Annotated in this window: 11 protein-coding genes; 2 read left to right on the forward strand and 9 right to left on the reverse strand. The window is 63.1% G+C overall.

What is annotated here, in order from left to right:
* Positions 1-51: 51 nt before the first annotated feature.
* Entirely contained in the window at positions 52-1767 is a 1716-nt protein-coding gene (locus AWB76_RS23355; RefSeq protein ID WP_061162506.1) for a putative bifunctional diguanylate cyclase/phosphodiesterase, read from the reverse strand.
* 916 nt (positions 1768-2683) lie between these two features.
* Here AWB76_RS23355 and AWB76_RS23360 point away from each other — a divergent pair.
* Together AWB76_RS23360 and AWB76_RS23365 are read left to right on the forward strand one after the other, a co-directional pair.
* Complete coding sequence (locus AWB76_RS23360) at positions 2684-4588, forward strand: hybrid sensor histidine kinase/response regulator (protein WP_061162507.1); 1905 nt, start codon at positions 2684-2686, stop codon at positions 4586-4588.
* A gap of 490 nt (positions 4589-5078) precedes the next feature.
* On the forward strand, positions 5079-5999 hold the full coding sequence (locus AWB76_RS23365; protein ID WP_061162508.1) for a LysR family transcriptional regulator: 921 nt from the start codon (positions 5079-5081) through the stop codon (positions 5997-5999).
* Here AWB76_RS23365 and AWB76_RS23370 read toward each other — a convergent pair.
* The 8 genes from AWB76_RS23370 to AWB76_RS23405 form a co-directional block, all read right to left on the reverse strand.
* Positions 5996-6697 (reverse strand): sterol desaturase family protein, encoded by a 702-nt coding sequence (locus AWB76_RS23370; protein ID WP_061162509.1) that lies wholly within the window; start codon positions 6695-6697, stop codon positions 5996-5998. The two genes, AWB76_RS23365 and AWB76_RS23370, sit on opposite strands and share 4 nt — an antisense overlap.
* A 62-nt stretch (positions 6698-6759) precedes the next feature.
* Positions 6760-8136 (reverse strand): MFS transporter, encoded by a 1377-nt coding sequence (locus AWB76_RS23375; protein ID WP_061162568.1) that lies wholly within the window; start codon positions 8134-8136, stop codon positions 6760-6762.
* 95 nt (positions 8137-8231) lie between these two features.
* Positions 8232-9959 (reverse strand): GMC family oxidoreductase, encoded by a 1728-nt coding sequence (locus AWB76_RS23380; protein ID WP_061162510.1) that lies wholly within the window; start codon positions 9957-9959, stop codon positions 8232-8234.
* Positions 9960-9994: 35 nt separating this feature from the next.
* Positions 9995-10801, reverse strand: coding sequence for an enoyl-CoA hydratase/isomerase family protein (locus tag AWB76_RS23385; RefSeq protein ID WP_061162511.1), 807 nt, complete (start codon positions 10799-10801; stop codon positions 9995-9997).
* 6 nt (positions 10802-10807) lie between these two features.
* On the reverse strand, positions 10808-12382 hold the full coding sequence (locus tag AWB76_RS23390; protein ID WP_061162512.1) for an AMP-binding protein: 1575 nt from the start codon (positions 12380-12382) through the stop codon (positions 10808-10810).
* Complete coding sequence (locus tag AWB76_RS23395) at positions 12375-12911, reverse strand: (2Fe-2S)-binding protein (protein WP_061162513.1); 537 nt, start codon at positions 12909-12911, stop codon at positions 12375-12377. The genes AWB76_RS23390 and AWB76_RS23395 overlap by 8 nt, the downstream gene beginning before the upstream one ends.
* A complete protein-coding gene (locus AWB76_RS23400; protein ID WP_061162514.1) occupies positions 12908-13729 on the reverse strand; it encodes an FAD binding domain-containing protein in 822 nt (273 codons plus the stop codon). The genes AWB76_RS23395 and AWB76_RS23400 overlap by 4 nt, the downstream gene beginning before the upstream one ends.
* Positions 13726-16746: a xanthine dehydrogenase family protein molybdopterin-binding subunit gene (locus AWB76_RS23405; RefSeq protein WP_061162515.1), complete on the reverse strand. Its 3021-nt coding sequence runs from the start codon at positions 16744-16746 to the stop codon at positions 13726-13728. The genes AWB76_RS23400 and AWB76_RS23405 overlap by 4 nt, the downstream gene beginning before the upstream one ends.
* Between the last annotated feature and the right edge of the window lies 1 nt (position 16747).

The raw sequence follows: 16747 nt of genomic DNA on the forward strand, positions 1-16747 counted from the left end.
TGTGACGGTCAGTCAGTTCAAAGCAATCAGATCCGAGGAAGAGCGAGGGCATCATGTGGCGAAGACGCGTGTAAGGTCCAACTCGGCAGCCGGTACCGGCCTGCCGATGAAGTATCCTTGCGCAGCATCGCACCCGAGCTTTTGCACCAGCGCGAGCTGCTCCTCACTCTCAACGCCTTCGGCTACCGTTTTCATGCCGAGCGCGCGCGCCAGCGCCACCATCGCTTCGATCATGGCGCGAGCCCGGCGACCCGTTTCGTCACCGGTCAGCTGCTGCACGAACGACTTATCGATCTTTATGCGGTCGATCGGCAACTCAGTAAGATACGAGAGGCTTGAATAGCCTGTACCGAAATCGTCGAGAGAGACAGTCGCACCGAGCTTTCGGACCGCCTCAAGCGATCGCGAAGCGGCCAGGAAGTCACTTACGACCACCGCCTCAGTCACTTCGATATCAAGTGCTGAAGGACACACGCCGGCAGCCTCGGCCGCCTTCTCGACCATTGGAGCGAGATTGCAGTCTTGAATGATTTCCGCGGAGAGATTGACGGCGACCTTAAACCGCATCCGGTACGCCGCCTGCCATTGCGCCGCCTGGCGTAACGCACGGTGAATCAGCCACTCCCCGGTCGCCTCGTGCACTGGCGACGCGAGCAGTACATCAAGGAAATCGGGTGGCGCCAGAAGTCCCAATTCGGGATGGTTCCATCGCACAAGCGCTTCCGCTCCACAGAAATAGCCCGTGACCAAATTCAGTTGTGGCTGAAAATACAGTTCGAACTGGCCTGTCGCGCTGGCATTCTCCAGATCAGCGCGCAGCCGAAGACGATTCGAGAGACGCTGTGCGTCCTCCTTCCCGAACGACCATACGCGCGATCCGCCGAGGCGCTTCGCGTGATACATCGCGGTGTCGGCATTGCGCAGCAACTCGTCTGCATTCGCCGCCGACACCGGGTAGCGGGCCAGTCCAATGCTTGCACTCACCGACGCGCGGACACACGGAGTCTCAATGCGCTCGCGCATGCGCACGATGATGTCTTTTGCGACGCGCTCAGCCTCGCCTTCTGTCGCATCGACGAGGAAAACCACAAACTCGTCACCGCCGATGCGCGAAGCATGGGCGCGCTTACCGATCGACACCGTAAGACGCTCGCTGATCACGCGCAAAACCTCATCTCCAGCCGCATGGCCAACGGAATCGTTTATCTCCTTGAAGCGGTCAAGGTCGATAAAGAGTAGATCGACGGAACTGGCGATCCGTCTATCGACGAGATCGCTCAAGCGGTTCAGCAGTTCGCGCCGATTAATGAGGCCGGTGAGCGCATCATGCGCGGCCTGATCCGACAAGCGCTCCGACATGGCGCGTGCCTCGCTGACATCGCGAACCAGCACGGTGACGCCGCCCTCACAGGGGAACGCCCGAGCTTCGAACCACGTATCGAGCGGCGCGTAAAACTCGGTCACAGTGATAGGCAAGCCAGTCTCGGCCGCCTGCCGATAAGCCCTTTCATAGCCCGACCCGACGAGGTCCGGATACTCAGCCCAGATTTCGCGACCGATCAACTCGGCCGATGGACGCTTGAACAACCGCGCAGCGGTGCGGTTGACGTTGCGAAACCTCCACTGTCGGTCAAGCAGCATTACGCCGTCTGTAATGTGGTCCAGCAGGTGGAAACCGCCGATGTCGCTGCTCGCGTGGACATGTTCGCAAGAGAAGCGCGACACGTCTCGTCGCTGGACGGATTGTTTGTCGTTGTGCTTCGTCATGCCTTCGTGATGTAGTTGACTGGAGAACGGCTTGGCATCAGCCCGGATTAGTTGGGCGTCGTCGAGACTAGCTTGGGAGCGAGGGCTCGCCTTGCCGGCAAGGCTTCAACGTTGGCTGCGGATGACCGAAAGCCACAGCTTCTTTGAGAGGGGACTCTCTGCATTGCTTCGCGTTCAGGTTTTGTTTATACGTCGGTTTCACTGATACTTTAACGGCTCGCGTCTTAAATACTTGATCCGCCTTTGTCTCGAAAACTCTGACTGCCCACGTATGGATCATTAGAGCGTAACGACAACTGAGACCGCACGCCTCGTACGCTAACTGCGCAAGACATGCGCTCATCTTTTATCGACGCGGGCCGCCGTGCTTTGCCGCGCCGCTTTAACGCGGCCAGCAATTTCAGGTATCCGCATTTGAAATTTGAAGGCGACTGCGGCAAACCGACATATCAGAATGATTGATGGACGCCATCAGAACAAAGTATTAGAGGTGACTTTCCCCTCGGGATTACAATCCGACTACTCTCAGGTTCGTCAACTTGTGATGACCCTTTTAGCGCCGCTCTGGAACGGGGCGGCGTTTTCTCGCGCGGTGGCATGCCGTTGTCCGTTGGGGCGTACCGGTCGCGGCGTCATCCGATCTGCACCCGGCACAATGAGCTTCACTGGATTGCCGACGAGCATGGCCGGCCATATCGGAACACGGCTAACGTGGCAGTGCCCATAGGCGACGTCCACGGCTAGGCAGCTCATAAATGAAGCCTGGCTGCTTAGGTCTAGCCGCGGTTCGTCCTCAACCGCGTTCCTGGTCCGACCCGTACCCAGTCGTGCCATGCAAAGCGCTGGCCGAGTCGCAAAAATGTACGAGGGAACACCTCATGCAAACAAAAGAAATTAGACAGGCTCCGACGACGCCATGATCGTTCGCATCGCGCAATATCCACTGAAACAACGCCTGCTATTGGGTATCGCGTCCACAGCAATAATATTGTTGGCTCAGCAGGCGCTGACTTTGTTTGCACACGGACGGCTGACGTTTCTCTTTTTGAGTGCGACCCTTCCTTTGATCACCGTGCTGTTTGGCGCGTGGTCGGGATTACTGCTCTTGTTAAGCGGCATGATATTCGGCGCGCTTTGGATGCAGCCCGTTGGCAGCCTGGCCGTTCCGCAGCGAGACGATCAGATCGTGCTGCTGGCCTACGTGGTGGTCAGCGCATTTCTGGTGGCGGCCGGCCACCAACTCGCTAAAGTGGCCCAGCGCGCCGGACGAGCCGAAGCGGCTACACAGAATGCCGCAGATCGCCTTTTGCAAGTCGAGCGCGACGCCCGGCACCGGTTCGACGTGGCCTTGAACAGCGCCGGCGTGCCTTTTTTCATCCTCACGCCAGTTGTGCGCCAAGGCCGCATCGCAGAACTTAGATGGGACTACCTGAACGAGGCGGCCGCCCAACTCTTCAACCAAACCGCGGCGGTCGTGATCGGCAGCTCGACTATGTATGTGCGTCCGACCGGCTGGGATGCAAACGTGCTGCTCGCGCGACTCGCGCCGCTTGCTGAACGCCCAGGTCGCGAGGCGTTCGATGTTCGAGTGCAAGGTGCAAACGGCGAGCAGTGGTTTCAGGTCGTCGCGGCGTCGCTGGGCGGTTCGGTCGTCGCCTGGTGTGGTGACGTAACGCCGCGCGTGCGCGCCGAACAAGCTCTTTCGGAGGCCGACCGCCGCAAAGACGAGTTTCTCGCAACCCTTGCACACGAACTACGCAATCCGTTGGCGCCGATCAGACAGGTCGCCGAGATACTCGAACAGCCAGGCTTGAGCGAAGACCGCAGGGCCTGGTGCATCAACGTCCTGCGCCGGCAGTCGGCCGCGATGGCGCTTCTACTTGACGATTTGCTAGATGTTTCGCGCATCACACGCGGGGCGCTGAAACTGCGTAAAGAGGCCGTTGCACTTCGAGAGGTCGTCGAAGAAGCGATCGAGGTCGCCAGGCCGATCCTTGTAGGCAAAGCTCAGGAGCTTGTCGTTAAACCACCCACACGGCCGTTGCATATCGAAGCAGACCGGCTCCGACTGGCGCAGGTGCTAGCCAACCTGCTGATGAACGCTGCGAAGTACACGCCACCGGGTGGGCGCATTGAACTAACCGCGACCGCAGATGAACACGAAATCGTCCTGTCTGTCGCGGACAATGGGATTGGCATTGAGCCCGATAAGCTCTCTGCTATCTTCGCGATGTTTTCGCAACTGAATAGCGACCAGCACCGGCAAGGTGGTCTGGGCATCGGGCTCGCTCTGTCGAGATCGCTGATCGAGTTACATGGAGGTCGACTCACCGCCTCGAGCACCGGGAGAAACCGGGGAAGCTGCTTCTCCGTTCATCTGCCAGCATCATCGCGAGTGTTCCCGCCGCCGGCACCAACCCGCCCTGCAACTGCCAGTCGCTCGCCGGTCCAGAAGCATCGCATCTTAGTCGTCGATGACAATGTCGATGCAGCTGACGCAATGACGGCATTCCTCGAAATGGAAGGGCACGAAGTCCGGACAGTCTATTCCGGTGAGGAGGCGGTCGACCTCCTAGCAATCTACAATGCGAACGTGATATTGCTTGATCTCGGTTTGCCCGGAATGAGCGGAATCGATGTTGCTCGCCGCGTCCGGGCTACGCCCTCGACAAATGACGTGACGCTCATTGCCATCACCGGATGGGGTCAGCCGCAGGATCGGGCAAGTACAGCGGAGGCCGGGTTCGACTTCCACTTCACAAAGCCGGTCGATGTACAGCAGTTAAGCCAAGCCATCGAGACAGCGGGCACCGTCCTCTGACCGCATGGGGTGACGCGAGGGCAGCTTGCTTTTAAGCAGCGTGCTTTGCGAGCCGGAGTAGTGCATAGCACGTTCCTTTAAGATGCTGTGAACCAAGGGCAACACTTGAGTCGAGGCGGATCAGGCCACTTAACTACCCCCTTAGATTCGAGCGAGGAGCGCCGGACGGGACGATTCGTCGGCTCTCGCCAAAAGCTCGTCGCTCGACCTGCTGAAATTTTTGGCAAACGCCGGGCCTTCGCACAGCCGGAAGCGCGCACGGCACGGCGGCGAAGTCGTGTACGACGGCGATCGGTGTTCGCCCACGGTTTTCACCCCCTCGTCTTCCAGCAGCCTCCTTCAGTGGCGATAGTGCGTGCATCCGTTCGGCGCTTTCCGTGTGGCGCAGGCGTGTCTTGAGCGTTTTTGGCGGCTCGTCGCTGCGTTGAAAGCACGCTTCGACCTAGGGGTACACTTGCAGTTTCCGGCTTTCCCACCTCGATCGGGCGTCATGGACCTCAAGCAAATCCAGTATTTCATCGCCCTCTTCGAGGATGGCTCCGCCACGCGCGCGGCCAAGCGGCTCAATATCGTGCAGCCCGCTCTCAGCATGCAGATCTCGAAGCTCGAAGCCGAACTGCGACAGACCCTCTTCGAGCGAGGTCCGCACGGCATGGCGCCGACCGATGCGGCGCGCCTTATGTATCGCCTGTACACGCCGATCATGCGAGACATTGAGCACGCTCGCGAGCAGTTGAGCCGGCAGGACGTAATCGTCACAGGTCGCGTTTCGCTGGGCATGGTGGCGTCGGAAGCAGAAAGCGTCTTACCCGAGTCGCTCGCGAGGTTTGACGCGCTCTTTCCCCAGGTCGAGGTGTCGGTGGCCGACGGCTTCAGCGCACAGCTCATCGATGCGGTCGAGGCAGGCCGGCTCGATGCGGCGATCATCAACAAGCCGCGCGGTCGCCTCGCGCTCGACGTCGAGCCATTGCTGATCGAGGAAATGGTGCTCGTGACGAGCGCCGTACATGGCGTCGAGTTGCCGCAGGAGATCGACCTCGCGAATATGTCCAGGATAGAACTCGTGCTGCCGACGCGCCGCAACGGCCTGCGCGGCGCGCTCGATGCCGCGCTAATGGCCGCCGATATCATCATCAAGCCGAAGTTCGAAATTGATCTGCTCAGCTCAATCGTCCAGTTCGTCGAGCAGGGAAACATCGCGACGATCCTGCCGCGCGTGGTTGTCCAGCCCAAGGTCGATGAAGGCGTGCTGCGCGCTCACACGATCAAATCACCGCCGATCGTACGGCACATCATCCAGGTCACACACCCGAAGCGGCCGATCGGACCCGCCGCACAGGCGCTCATCACGATTATCACTGATGAGATAAAGCGCGTGACGACGGGCGTTTTGCGAACACAAGCGCCTTAGCGGCCGCGTTCCAACGGTTCGCGCGTACTACTCGGGACGTCGCTGCGTGTGCCGAACAGCGTGTCGCAGATCGGGAACGTGAGGTTGAAGTTCTGTGTCGCCATCACTTCGGGATCATGGTGCGTGGCGTGCAAGCGCCGCACGGTGTTGACGAGCGGGACTCGGTCGAGGAACGGGCTGTCGGTGAAGTGTGAGAGCGTATGCAGGCCCTCGTACATCAGGAAGTACGCCGCCATCGTGAACAACGCGATGTAGCCTGCGTTGCGTGAGAATACGAACCCGATCACGAGCGCGAACGGCACGGCCGCCAGCACGAACGCAACCGGCGCAAAAGGCGGAAACAGCAGTGCGCGCCAGTGACGGTGGCCCTTGTATTCAAGCGTCACATGCGTGAAGAACCGGTGATGGACGGCGCAATGGCGCTTGTAGATCATGCTGAAATACTTTGTCGGACGATGCAGCACATAGCGGTGCGCCGCCCATTCCGCCCAGTTGCCGAACAGAAAGAGCGGAATGACCGCGAGCCATTCGGCGAGCGTCGGCGCATGAAGCTGCATCAGGCAATACACGATTACGCCGCCGGTGAAAAGCAATGTGAAGCCGAGGTGCATTTCACCGCGATACCACCATGGCGTGGCATTGACATACTCATCGCGAAACTTGTAGGAACGCGCACGAACGTCTTCGTCGTATTTCATCGATGTCTCCGACTGCTGTGTAAGGCGAGCTCCGGTTGGCGCCCGCCATCATGCCCAATGACTCAGGAAGGACTGCGCGCGGAACCGCCTTCGAGCTTGCCGAGCGTCTCGGGCACGACGAATGCGCCCACGAGGAAGATCACGCTGATCACGCCGACGAAGATTGCTAGCGTCATCGGCAACTGGCTCGCGTCCTTCGCCACCAGCGATACGGCCGTCGGCATCATCCCGCCGATCGCGAAGCCGATATTCCAGGAGAGGCCCGTCCCGGTCGCGCGGATCGAGGTGGGGAAGCGTTCGTTCAGAAAGATCAGGATCGGCGCATAACCGGCGCTGCCGAGCGCGCTCAGAAGCACTGCATAGACGCCGACCATCATGATGCTGTCCGCGGTAGGTAGCAGCAGGAACAGCGCGGGCAACGCGACGAGCCGGATCAGCCCGATCCACAGGAACGCACTCTTGCGGCCGATGAACGTACTGAGGTGCCCTGCTGCGATCGATGCGATCACTACCGCGATGCTGCAGATCATCAGAATCGCCGCGGCCGCACCGTTGGGTGCGTGGCTAACCACCTTCAGGAACGTCGGCAGGTAGCCCGATGTCAGGTAGTAGCCGCTGCCGCCGCCGATCGTCAGGAGCAGGTTGACGAAGAGGATCTTGCGATAGTCGCGCGAGAACAGCGTCTTCAGGGGCGAGCGCACGACTTCGACGGGCGCGCTCTTGACCTGCGCGGCGGCCTTCGCGGCCTTTTCGGCGGCGAGCTTCTTCCATAACGGCGACTCTTCAAGGCTATTGAACACGAAGAGACCGAGCACCGAGCTGATGATGCCGGTGAAGAACATGCAGCGCCAGCCCCACACGTCAAAGGCATCGCCGGGGAACAGCGCAGACATCGCGAGGAATGTTACTGACGCGAGCAGCGCGCCGAGCCCCGCCCCGCCGCCGCCGATCAGTCCCGACACCGCGCCGCGATATTTCGGCGCGACGGATTCCGTTCCGATGGTGTGCGTGGAAGCAACCACGCCGCCGACAAACACGCCCTGGATTAGGCGCAGAATGAGAAAGAGAATCGGTGCGAGCAGGCCGACTTGGGCGACGGTCGGCAGCAAGCCGAATGCGGCCGTCGACAGGCCGACGCCAACGACCGCGATGATCATCGCGCCTTTACGGCCACGGCGATCGGCGTAAGAACCGAAGAGCGCGGAGCCGAGCGGGCGCATCAGCAGCGTCACGGCGAATGATGCATAGACGGCGGCGAGAGAAAGCATCGCGTGCTCGGAGGGGAAGAAAAGACGCCCCACCACTGGCGCGACATATAACAACACAAACAGGTCAAACAAATCCAGTGCCCAGCCGAGACACGAAGCTACCACTGCGCCCATCACCTGTCGCTGATCGACAGCGGGTGCGGCGGCGCCATTTTGCGCTGCTACGGACATTTCCATCTCCTTGAATTCACCGGGCCATCTCTCGATCGAACCCGGGTTGAAGGCACGTTGTTATAGCGTGCTCTTATTGCCGTTAAAGAAACTTGTTAATGCGCGGCGCCGAGCGGCGTCATAGCCGATGCGCTGTCCGCGCGTCTCGCGACCATTGCGTCGGCGATCTTCTCGGCAATCATGATGGTCGGGATATTGGTGTTCGCCGAAGGCAATCGTGGCATCAGCGACGCATCGACCACTCGCAAGCCTCGCGTGCCGTGCACTCGGCCCTCGGTGTCGGTCACGGCGCTGCGCTCGCGCGCGTCGCCCATGCGGCACGTACCGCTCGCATGCCAGACCCCGAAGACATTCGCGCGGATGAAATCTGCGAGCGCGCGCTCGTCGGCGAGCAGCGCACTCATCTTCAGACCGCGCGTGAAGAAGCGTTCGATCAGGAAGCGGCGCACCGGCGCCGGCGTATCGAGCAGCATGCCGAGTGCGGACGTCAGGAGCGCGTTGCCTTCGCCGACCTGGCTCAGTGCCTTCACGCGCGGCGAGAAAGCCGCCGGAAAGAAGTCGCGCACATCGCGTCCCAGACCCGAAGCATCAACAATGCGGGCCAGCATCCGCACACCCGCGGCGAGCCGTTGCAGATCGCGCTCGTCGTCGAGCAGATTCAGATCGACGAGCGGCGCAACGGCCGCATCGGGCGAGGCCAACAGCACGCGGCCACGCGAGTACGGCCGGTTGCACCACAGGAAGAAGAGACCGAGCCGATTGCCGAGCGCATGCCACGCCGCGCGCGTCGCGCTCGACAGATACAGGTCGGACTCGTCGCAGCCCGCGACGCCCGAACTCATGCGCGCGGCCATCATGCTTGCGCGGCGTCGTGCAAGCGGCATCCGAAAACGTGGCTCGAGAAAATGGCAGAACGTGAGCGACGGATGATCCTGCAAATTGCGTCCGACGCCTGGTAAATCCACCGTACATGCGATACCCATTGCCGCAAGTTGGCGCGCATCGCCTATGCCGGCCCGCATCAACATCGCCGGCGACTGCAGTGCGCCCGCGCTCACTACGACTTCGCCCGCGTCGAAACGCACGCGCTCGCCGTTCGCCGCAACCGCGACGACACCGCGCGCCGTCGTGCCCTCCATCACAATGCGTTCCACGCGTAGATTCGAATGGATACTGAGATTCGGGCGTTGGCGCGTGGCTGCGTCGAGGTAGGCGATGGCCGTCGACACTCGCTTGTCGTCGATGTTGGAGAACGCGCCGGGAAAAAAGCCTTCGCCGAACTCACCGTTCTGATCTTGCAATTCGGAGAGGCCATTGGCGCGCAGACCGTTGGCGAACGCATGACAGAACGCGGGCCAATCTTTCGGCATGATGCGGCGGATTGGGACCGGACCATCGCTGCCGTGCAGTTCGCCGCCGGGGAAGTCGACGTCGCGTTCGAGCTTTCGGAAGTACGGCAGCACGTCGCGCCATGACCAGCCTTTGGCGCCGCTCGCGGCCCATTCGTCGTAATCGCGCGGCAGGCCACGATTGGCCGACTGCACGTTGATGCTCGACCCGCCGCCCATCACGCGGCCCTGTTCGTAGACGCGCAGCGCCGCGCCCTTGGTGGCCGTCGCCTTGAGATCGGGCCAGATGTACGTGTCGCCGCAGAAGACCGGCATCGGATAGCTGTCGAGAATGGCATCGGGCACGGCGCCAGGCGGCGTGTCGGCGCCGGCCTCGATCAGCGCGACGCGCACAGTCGGCGTCGCCGACAGCCGATGCGCGAGCACGCATCCCGCCGAGCCACCGCCCACGACCACGTAGTCGAAGCGATCCATCACCTGTCTCCCCCTTATGTTCGCCGCACGGCGTATCAGGAACCTCGAAACACCGGCTTGCGCTTGCCGTGGAACGCTTCCACACCCTCGCGGAAGTCGTCCGACGCGCGCAGACGGCTGTAGCAATGCCCTTCAAGTTCGATTGCAATCGAGAGCGGCGAGTCTTCCGTATCGTTCAGCAGCTTCTTCGCGGTGCGCTGCGCGAGCGGCGAAAACGCACGCAGTTCGTCGACGAGCGCGTCGGTTGCCGATTCGAGTTCCGCGTCCGCGACGCAATCCACCGCGATGCCCCAGTCGTAAGCCTGCTTGCCCGGAATGCGGCGCGAGCGCATCACGATGTCCTTCGTGCGGCCGATGCCGACCATCGACTGCAAACGCGCCGAGCCGCCCGAGCCGGGAATCTGGCCGAGCTTCTGTTCCGGCAGCGCGTAGAACGTCGTATCGGTGACGATGCGGAAGTCGCACGCGAGCGACAACTCAAAGCCCACGCCGAAGCAGAAGCCGCGATTGGCCGCGATCACCGGCTTGGAGCACCGCGCGGGCGCCGCGATGTTCCACGCGAGCTTCGATACGTGCTCCGGCGAGGCTTCCAGGAAGCCCTTGATGTCGCCGCCGCTCGAAAAATGCTCGCCCTTCGCGCGCACGACGATCACGCGCACGCGGTCGTCCTCGTCGAGGGCTTCGAACACGGCGCGCAACTGATCGCGTGCGTGCATCGAAATGACGTTGAACGGTGGCCGATGCAGGATGATGTCGGCGCGCTCGCGCTGCGCGTCGATTTCGACCGAAAAGCCGTCAAGGTCTTGCAGCAGCGTCCGGCCGCGATGGTTGAGATCACTCATTGTGGGTTACTCCTTGGTGGTTTCTGTAGGTTGCGCAGCCTGCGCTTTCGAATCGGGCGTGTACTCGCCCGCTTGCAGCATGCGGCGCAGGATCTTGCCGACCGGCGACTTCGGGATGTCGTCGACGAAAACGTAATCGCGCGGGCGCTTGAAATTGACGAGGTCGGACTGGCGGCACCATGCATCGAGCGAGTCGGAATCGACGTACTCGCGACGCTTGATGAATGCAACCACGCGCTGGCCCCAGCGCTCGTCCTTGACGCCCGCAACCGCGACTTCATCGACCGCTGGATGCAACGACAACACCGATTCGATATCCACCGGCGAGATGTTTTCTCCGCCGCTGATGATCATGTCGTCGACGCGGCCCGTGACGTACAGATCGCCGTCGCGGTCGAAATAGCCCGTATCCCCGATGAAGTACCAGCCCTCGCGCAGGCACTTCGCATTGGCGTCCGGGCGATTCCAGTAGCCTTCGAAGGCTTCGTCGCCGAGCAGGTCCACGATGATCTGGCCTTCCTCGCCCACAGCGGCGATCTCATCGGGCGAGAGCGCATCCAGCTTCACGACGCGCAGCCGCGTATTGATACCTGCCCGGCCTGCACTGCCGGGCTTCTTCGTGGCGTCCTGGTCGATGCTGAACGTGTAGACCTCGGACGAGCCGTAGTGATTGACGAACAGCTCCGGCTCGAACGCGGCCGAGAGGCGCTTGAGCAGGCCGTCGTTCATTGGTGCGCCCGCGAAGCCGAGCTTTCTGACCGACGACGTGTCCGTGCTCGCGAACGCGCTGTCGGCGAGCAGATCGTGATAGAGCGTCGGCACGAGATAGAGGCAGGTGAGCGCGTGCCTCGAGATGCATTCGAGCGCGAGCTTCGCATTCCAGCGCCGCACGCAGACGAAAAGGCCATCGACGAGCGCCATCGCGAGCAGCGAGCGCACGCCCATCGTGTGATAGAGCGGCATCACGCCGAGCGTCCGCTCGCCACGCCTGTAAAGGTTCTGCGCGACGTGCGCGAGCGCCCCCGCGCGTTCATGCCGATGCCGGCGCGGCACGCCCTTGCCCCTGCCCGTCGTGCCGGACGTGTAAAGGATCAGCGAGATGTCGTCGGCGGTGGCGTGCATCGTGTCCGTCACGTCGCCGCTGCGCGTTCGTTCGACGATGAGCGCATCGAAGGTGCTGGTGCGCCCGGGCGCATCGTCGAGTCCGACGCGCGGCACTTTTTGCGCAGCGGCGCTCTGCGCGACGGAATCGGCGCTGACGGGTTCGTAGACGATTGCCTTCGCCCCTGAGTCGGTCACGCAGTAGTCGACTTCTTCCGGCTTCGCGCGCCAGTTGAGCGGGACGATCACGATGCCCGCAAACTGTCCGGCCCAATGCAGCGTCGCCATTTCCCAGCGGTTTTGCAAGACGACGAGCAGCCGGTCGCCGCGCTGCAGACCGAGCTCTCGCAGGCCAACGGCGGCATTCAGGATAATGGGATGCCACTGCGCGTACGTCAGTTGCACATCGCCATCGACCAGCGCCAGCGCGTTCGGACTACGCTCGACGCTTTGCAGAAAGGTGCGTCCGAGATCAAGCATGTTCGACCTCCTTCGTGCTTGCGTCGGTCCGCCGGCGCGCGGCCACGTCGAGCACCGCCGCCACGATGGGCGTGTAGCCCGTACAGCGGCAGATATGACCCGAGAGCATCTCGCGCACTTGTTCTTCTGACGGATCCGGCACGCGCCGCAGATAATCCGCGCACGACATCAGAATGCCCGCCGTGCAGAAGCCGCATTGCAGCGCATGATGCCGCTGGAAGGCCTGCTGCAGGTCGCCAAGCGTCTGATCGGGCGCAAGGCCTTCCACGGTATCGATATGCCGCCCATCGGCCTGCACCGCGAGCATCAGGCACGAGCGCGCCGCGACGCCATCGACCTGCACCGTACATGCGCCGCACACGCCGTGTTCGCAGCCGACGTGCGTGCCGGTCGCGCCGAGCTCGTGCCGGATGAAGTCCGACAGCAGTTCTCGCGGCTCGCAATAGCCGCTTCGTTCGCGGCCGTTCAGCGTCAGCGCAATGCGCTGCGCTTTGCCGTGCCGCATGATGGTGTCCGACATCTTGCTCACTTTGCCTCCTCGATCACGCGCCATCCGAGTTGCCGGACCAGATTCCGGCGATACTTCGCGCTGATGTGCGCGTCGTCCTGCGCGTTCAGTTTCCAGCTCAAATCGTTCAATGCGCCGCGCAGGTCGTCGCCCTGCAGACGCGGCCATTGCTCCGTCACCGGCCGGTCCGCGACGCCGCCGACTGCAATACGGATCGAATCGTCGGTGACGACGGCCGCGCACGCGGCGATCGCGAAATCGCCGTGTCGCGCGGAAAATTCCGCGAACGCGTAGCGCTCGCCTGCCTTGCGTAGCGGGAAGCGCACCGCTTCGACGAGTTCGTCGGGCTCGCGCGCGGTCATCAGCATTCCCTGAAAGAAGTCTTGCGCGGCAAGTGTGCGGCGCCTCTTTCGCGAGCGCAGCATCACGTCTCCGCCGAGCGCCGAAAGCACGAGCGGCAACTCCGCGCTCGGATCCGCATGCGCGATCGATCCACACACGGTTCCGCGATTACGAATCTGAAAGTGCGAGATATGCGGGAAGGTCATCGCGAGCAGCGGCGCCTCGCCGGCGAGCGTGCTGCGCCATTCGACGCTGCCTTGCGTCGCTGCGGCGTTGACGACGAGATGCCCCGCCTGCTTGTCCACGCGTACGGCATCGAGTTCGGCGGTGCGCGAGATATCGACGAGCACCTTCGGCTGTGCGAGCCGCATATTGAGCACGGCCATGAGCGACTGGCCGCCCGCCAGCACGCGGGCGTCTTCGCCGTATTGCGCGAGCGCGTCGAGCGCGTCCTGCGCGGTCATCGCGCGCAGGTAATCGAACGGTGCTGGCTTCATGCGTGCCTCCTGAAACGTGCAAGGAGTCTTGCGATCCACGATCCGTGCGCTTGCACCGGCTTGCCCGCCGCCTGCCGTCCGAGCGATTCGAACAACTGCTTCAGCACGACCTTCGCCGCGCCTTCGAGCATGCGGCCGCCGACCGCCGCGACCTTGCCTGACACCTGAGCTTCGTAGTCGTACGTGAGCCGCGTGCCGCTGCCTTGCGGCGTCAGTTCGACGAGACCGCTGCCGCGCGCGCTGCCGAGCGGCGAGATCCCCGCGCCAGCGAGTCGGAGGCGGTGCGGCGCATCGATCTCGGACAAGCCAATGCGCGCCTCGAAACGCGCCTTGATCATGCCGACGCCGACGGTCACGTCCGCGCGATACTGATTCGGTGCGGTTTCTTCGAGCGCATGACAGCCCGGAATGACGTTCGCGAGCGCCTTCGGATCGAGCAGCACGGCAAATACAGCTTCGGGCGTCGCGGGCAGATCCACCGTCCCTTGCGCCGTCAGCGCGCGTCCGCCGCCCGGCGTCACGGGCTTCGTGGGGGGCGCTTCACGATATTCCGGCCGCGACGGTTCGGGATCGTCAATGCCGATCATCGCCATCACTTTGGGCGGCGTGAGCGGCAGGCGAATGTCTTCGACGCCGAGCGCGTCCGCCACCGCATTCGCGATGCATGCCGGCGTGCTCATGTTGTTGCCCTCGCCGAGACCTTTCGCGCCAAGCGGCGTGAAAGGCGAAGGCGTCTCCAGATGCACGATCAGCGCATCGGGGACTTCGCAGGTCGTCGGCATCAGATAGTCGGCGAGCGTGCCCGACTGGAAGCTGCCGTCCGCGCCGTAGCGGAACTCTTCCATCAGCGCCGCGCCGACGCCTTGCGCGAACGCGCCGCGAATCTGGCCATCGGCGAGTGCGGGATTGAGGATGGTGCCGGCGTCGTGCACGGTCACATATCGGTCGATGCGCACGCGCCCCGTCGTGCGATCCACTTCGACGCCGCACATGTCGAACGCGAAGCCATACGCCGCCGATGTATTGATGCGGTCCTGTTCGTCAGGCGCGTCCATGTGCGGCGGCGACCAGAACACGGTTTCGCGCAGGCCCGGCTCTTCGCCCTCTGGCAGGAGCGCGGGCGCCCAGTGCGGCGCATTGCTCGCGGCGCGCGCGAACGGCAGCGCGCGGTCTTCGGCGTCGTGCGGAAAGATGCGCGCGCCTTCGAAGCGCACGTCGCCGGGCGCGCAGTCGAACTGCTTCGCGAGCACGCGCGAGAGCTTGTCGCGCACGCGCGTCGCGGCGAGATGCACCGTGCCCGCCACCGCGCCCGCGAAGCGGCTCGAATAATTGCCCGCCGCGACAGACCAGGCGTCCTTGTGCGTATCGAATTCGACGTTGACGACGATGTCCTTCGGATCGAGCCCGAGCACGTCGGCGACGACTTGCGCGCACACCGTCATGTGGCCCTGGCCCGCGGGTGTCGATGCGATCGTGACGACCACGCCGCCGAGCAGATCGACGCTGACGGTCGCGCTTGCGATCGCGCCGTTCTTCGGGCCGGCCTTCCTGCGCGCGTCGGCGGGCATCACGGTCGTGATGTAGCCCATGTTCGATACCGACGGCTCGACGATCGCCGCGAAGCCGATGCCATACAGCCGGCCTTCGTTGCGCGCGGCGTCGCGGCGCGCGAGGAGTTCCCGGTATCCGCCTTCGTCGAGCGAACGGCGCAGCGCTTCCTGATAATTGCCTGAATCGAGCAGCGCGCCCGCCGCCGCGCGATACGGGAACGCATCGGCGGGAACGAAGTTGCGTCGATACACGTCGAGCACATCGAGCTTCAGTTCGATCGCGATGCGCTGAATCAGCCGCTCCAGCGCGAAGTACACCTGCGGTCCGCCGAAGCCGCGCACGAGCCCCGTCGGCGTCTTGTTCGTCAGCACGACCCGGTTGCGCACCAGCAGATTCGGGATCGCGTACGCGCCCGTCAGACAGCCGTGCATCCGGTAGAACGTGGCGGGCTCGGGCGCGCGCACGTAGCCGCCCACGTCTTCCATCTGATCGTAGGACAACGCGACGATGCGGCCATCGGCTTCGACGGCCGCTTCGATCGTTGAAACGCGCGCCGTCGCCGATGTCGCCGCGCTCAAGTGTTCGAGACGATCCTCGACCCACTTCACCGGCGCGCCCGCCTTGCGCGACGCGAGGCACATCAGCACGACATACGGAAACACGGCCTGCTTCACGCCGAAGCTGCCGCCGGAATCGCGCGGGGCCTTATGACGCAGCCGATTGGCAGGCACGTTCAACGCCATCGCCATCACGGCGTGCAGCGAGAACGGCCCCATGAAATTCGACGTGACGTCGTAGCCTTCATCGCCCGAGAGATACTCGGCGATGACCACGCCGCACTCGATCGGCGCGCAGGTGTTGCGCGGATAATGCGCGACCAGCTTCACGCGGTGCGGGGCGCGCTCGAAGACCGCTTCCGGCTCGCCGTAGCGGAAATGCCGGTCGCTGATGACGTTACTGCCGACGCGCTCGTGCAGCACCGGGGCGTCGTCCTTCGCGGCTTGTTCAATAGACGTCACGGGATCGAGCATCGCGTACTCGACCTTGATCAGATCGAGCGCGTCTTCCGCGAGCGCACGCGATTCGGCCATCACGACCGCGACTGGCTCGCCGACGTAGCGCACGCGGTCCATCGCGAGCGCCCATTGTTCCATCGGCGATTTCACGCCGACGACGAACGGTCGCGACCACGGACGCAAATCGTCGCGCGTGAGTACGGCGCGCACGCCCGCGAGTTTCGATGCGGCCTCCGTATCGATCGACAGGATATCCGCGTGCGCGTGCGGCGAACGCAGAATCGCGGCGTGCAGCGTGCCCGGCTTGACAGCGATGTCATCGCCATAGCGGCCACGGCCCGTCAGGATCGCCGGGTCTTCGAGGCGCTGCATCGGGCGTCCGACGTGACGCTGCGGCGCGGTCGCTTCGCGCGCGTCCATGTTGGCAAATGCGGTTTCGCGCTGATTCATG

Source organism: Caballeronia temeraria, from assembly GCF_001544795.2.
Classification (GTDB): Bacteria; Pseudomonadota; Gammaproteobacteria; order Burkholderiales; family Burkholderiaceae; genus Caballeronia; species Caballeronia temeraria.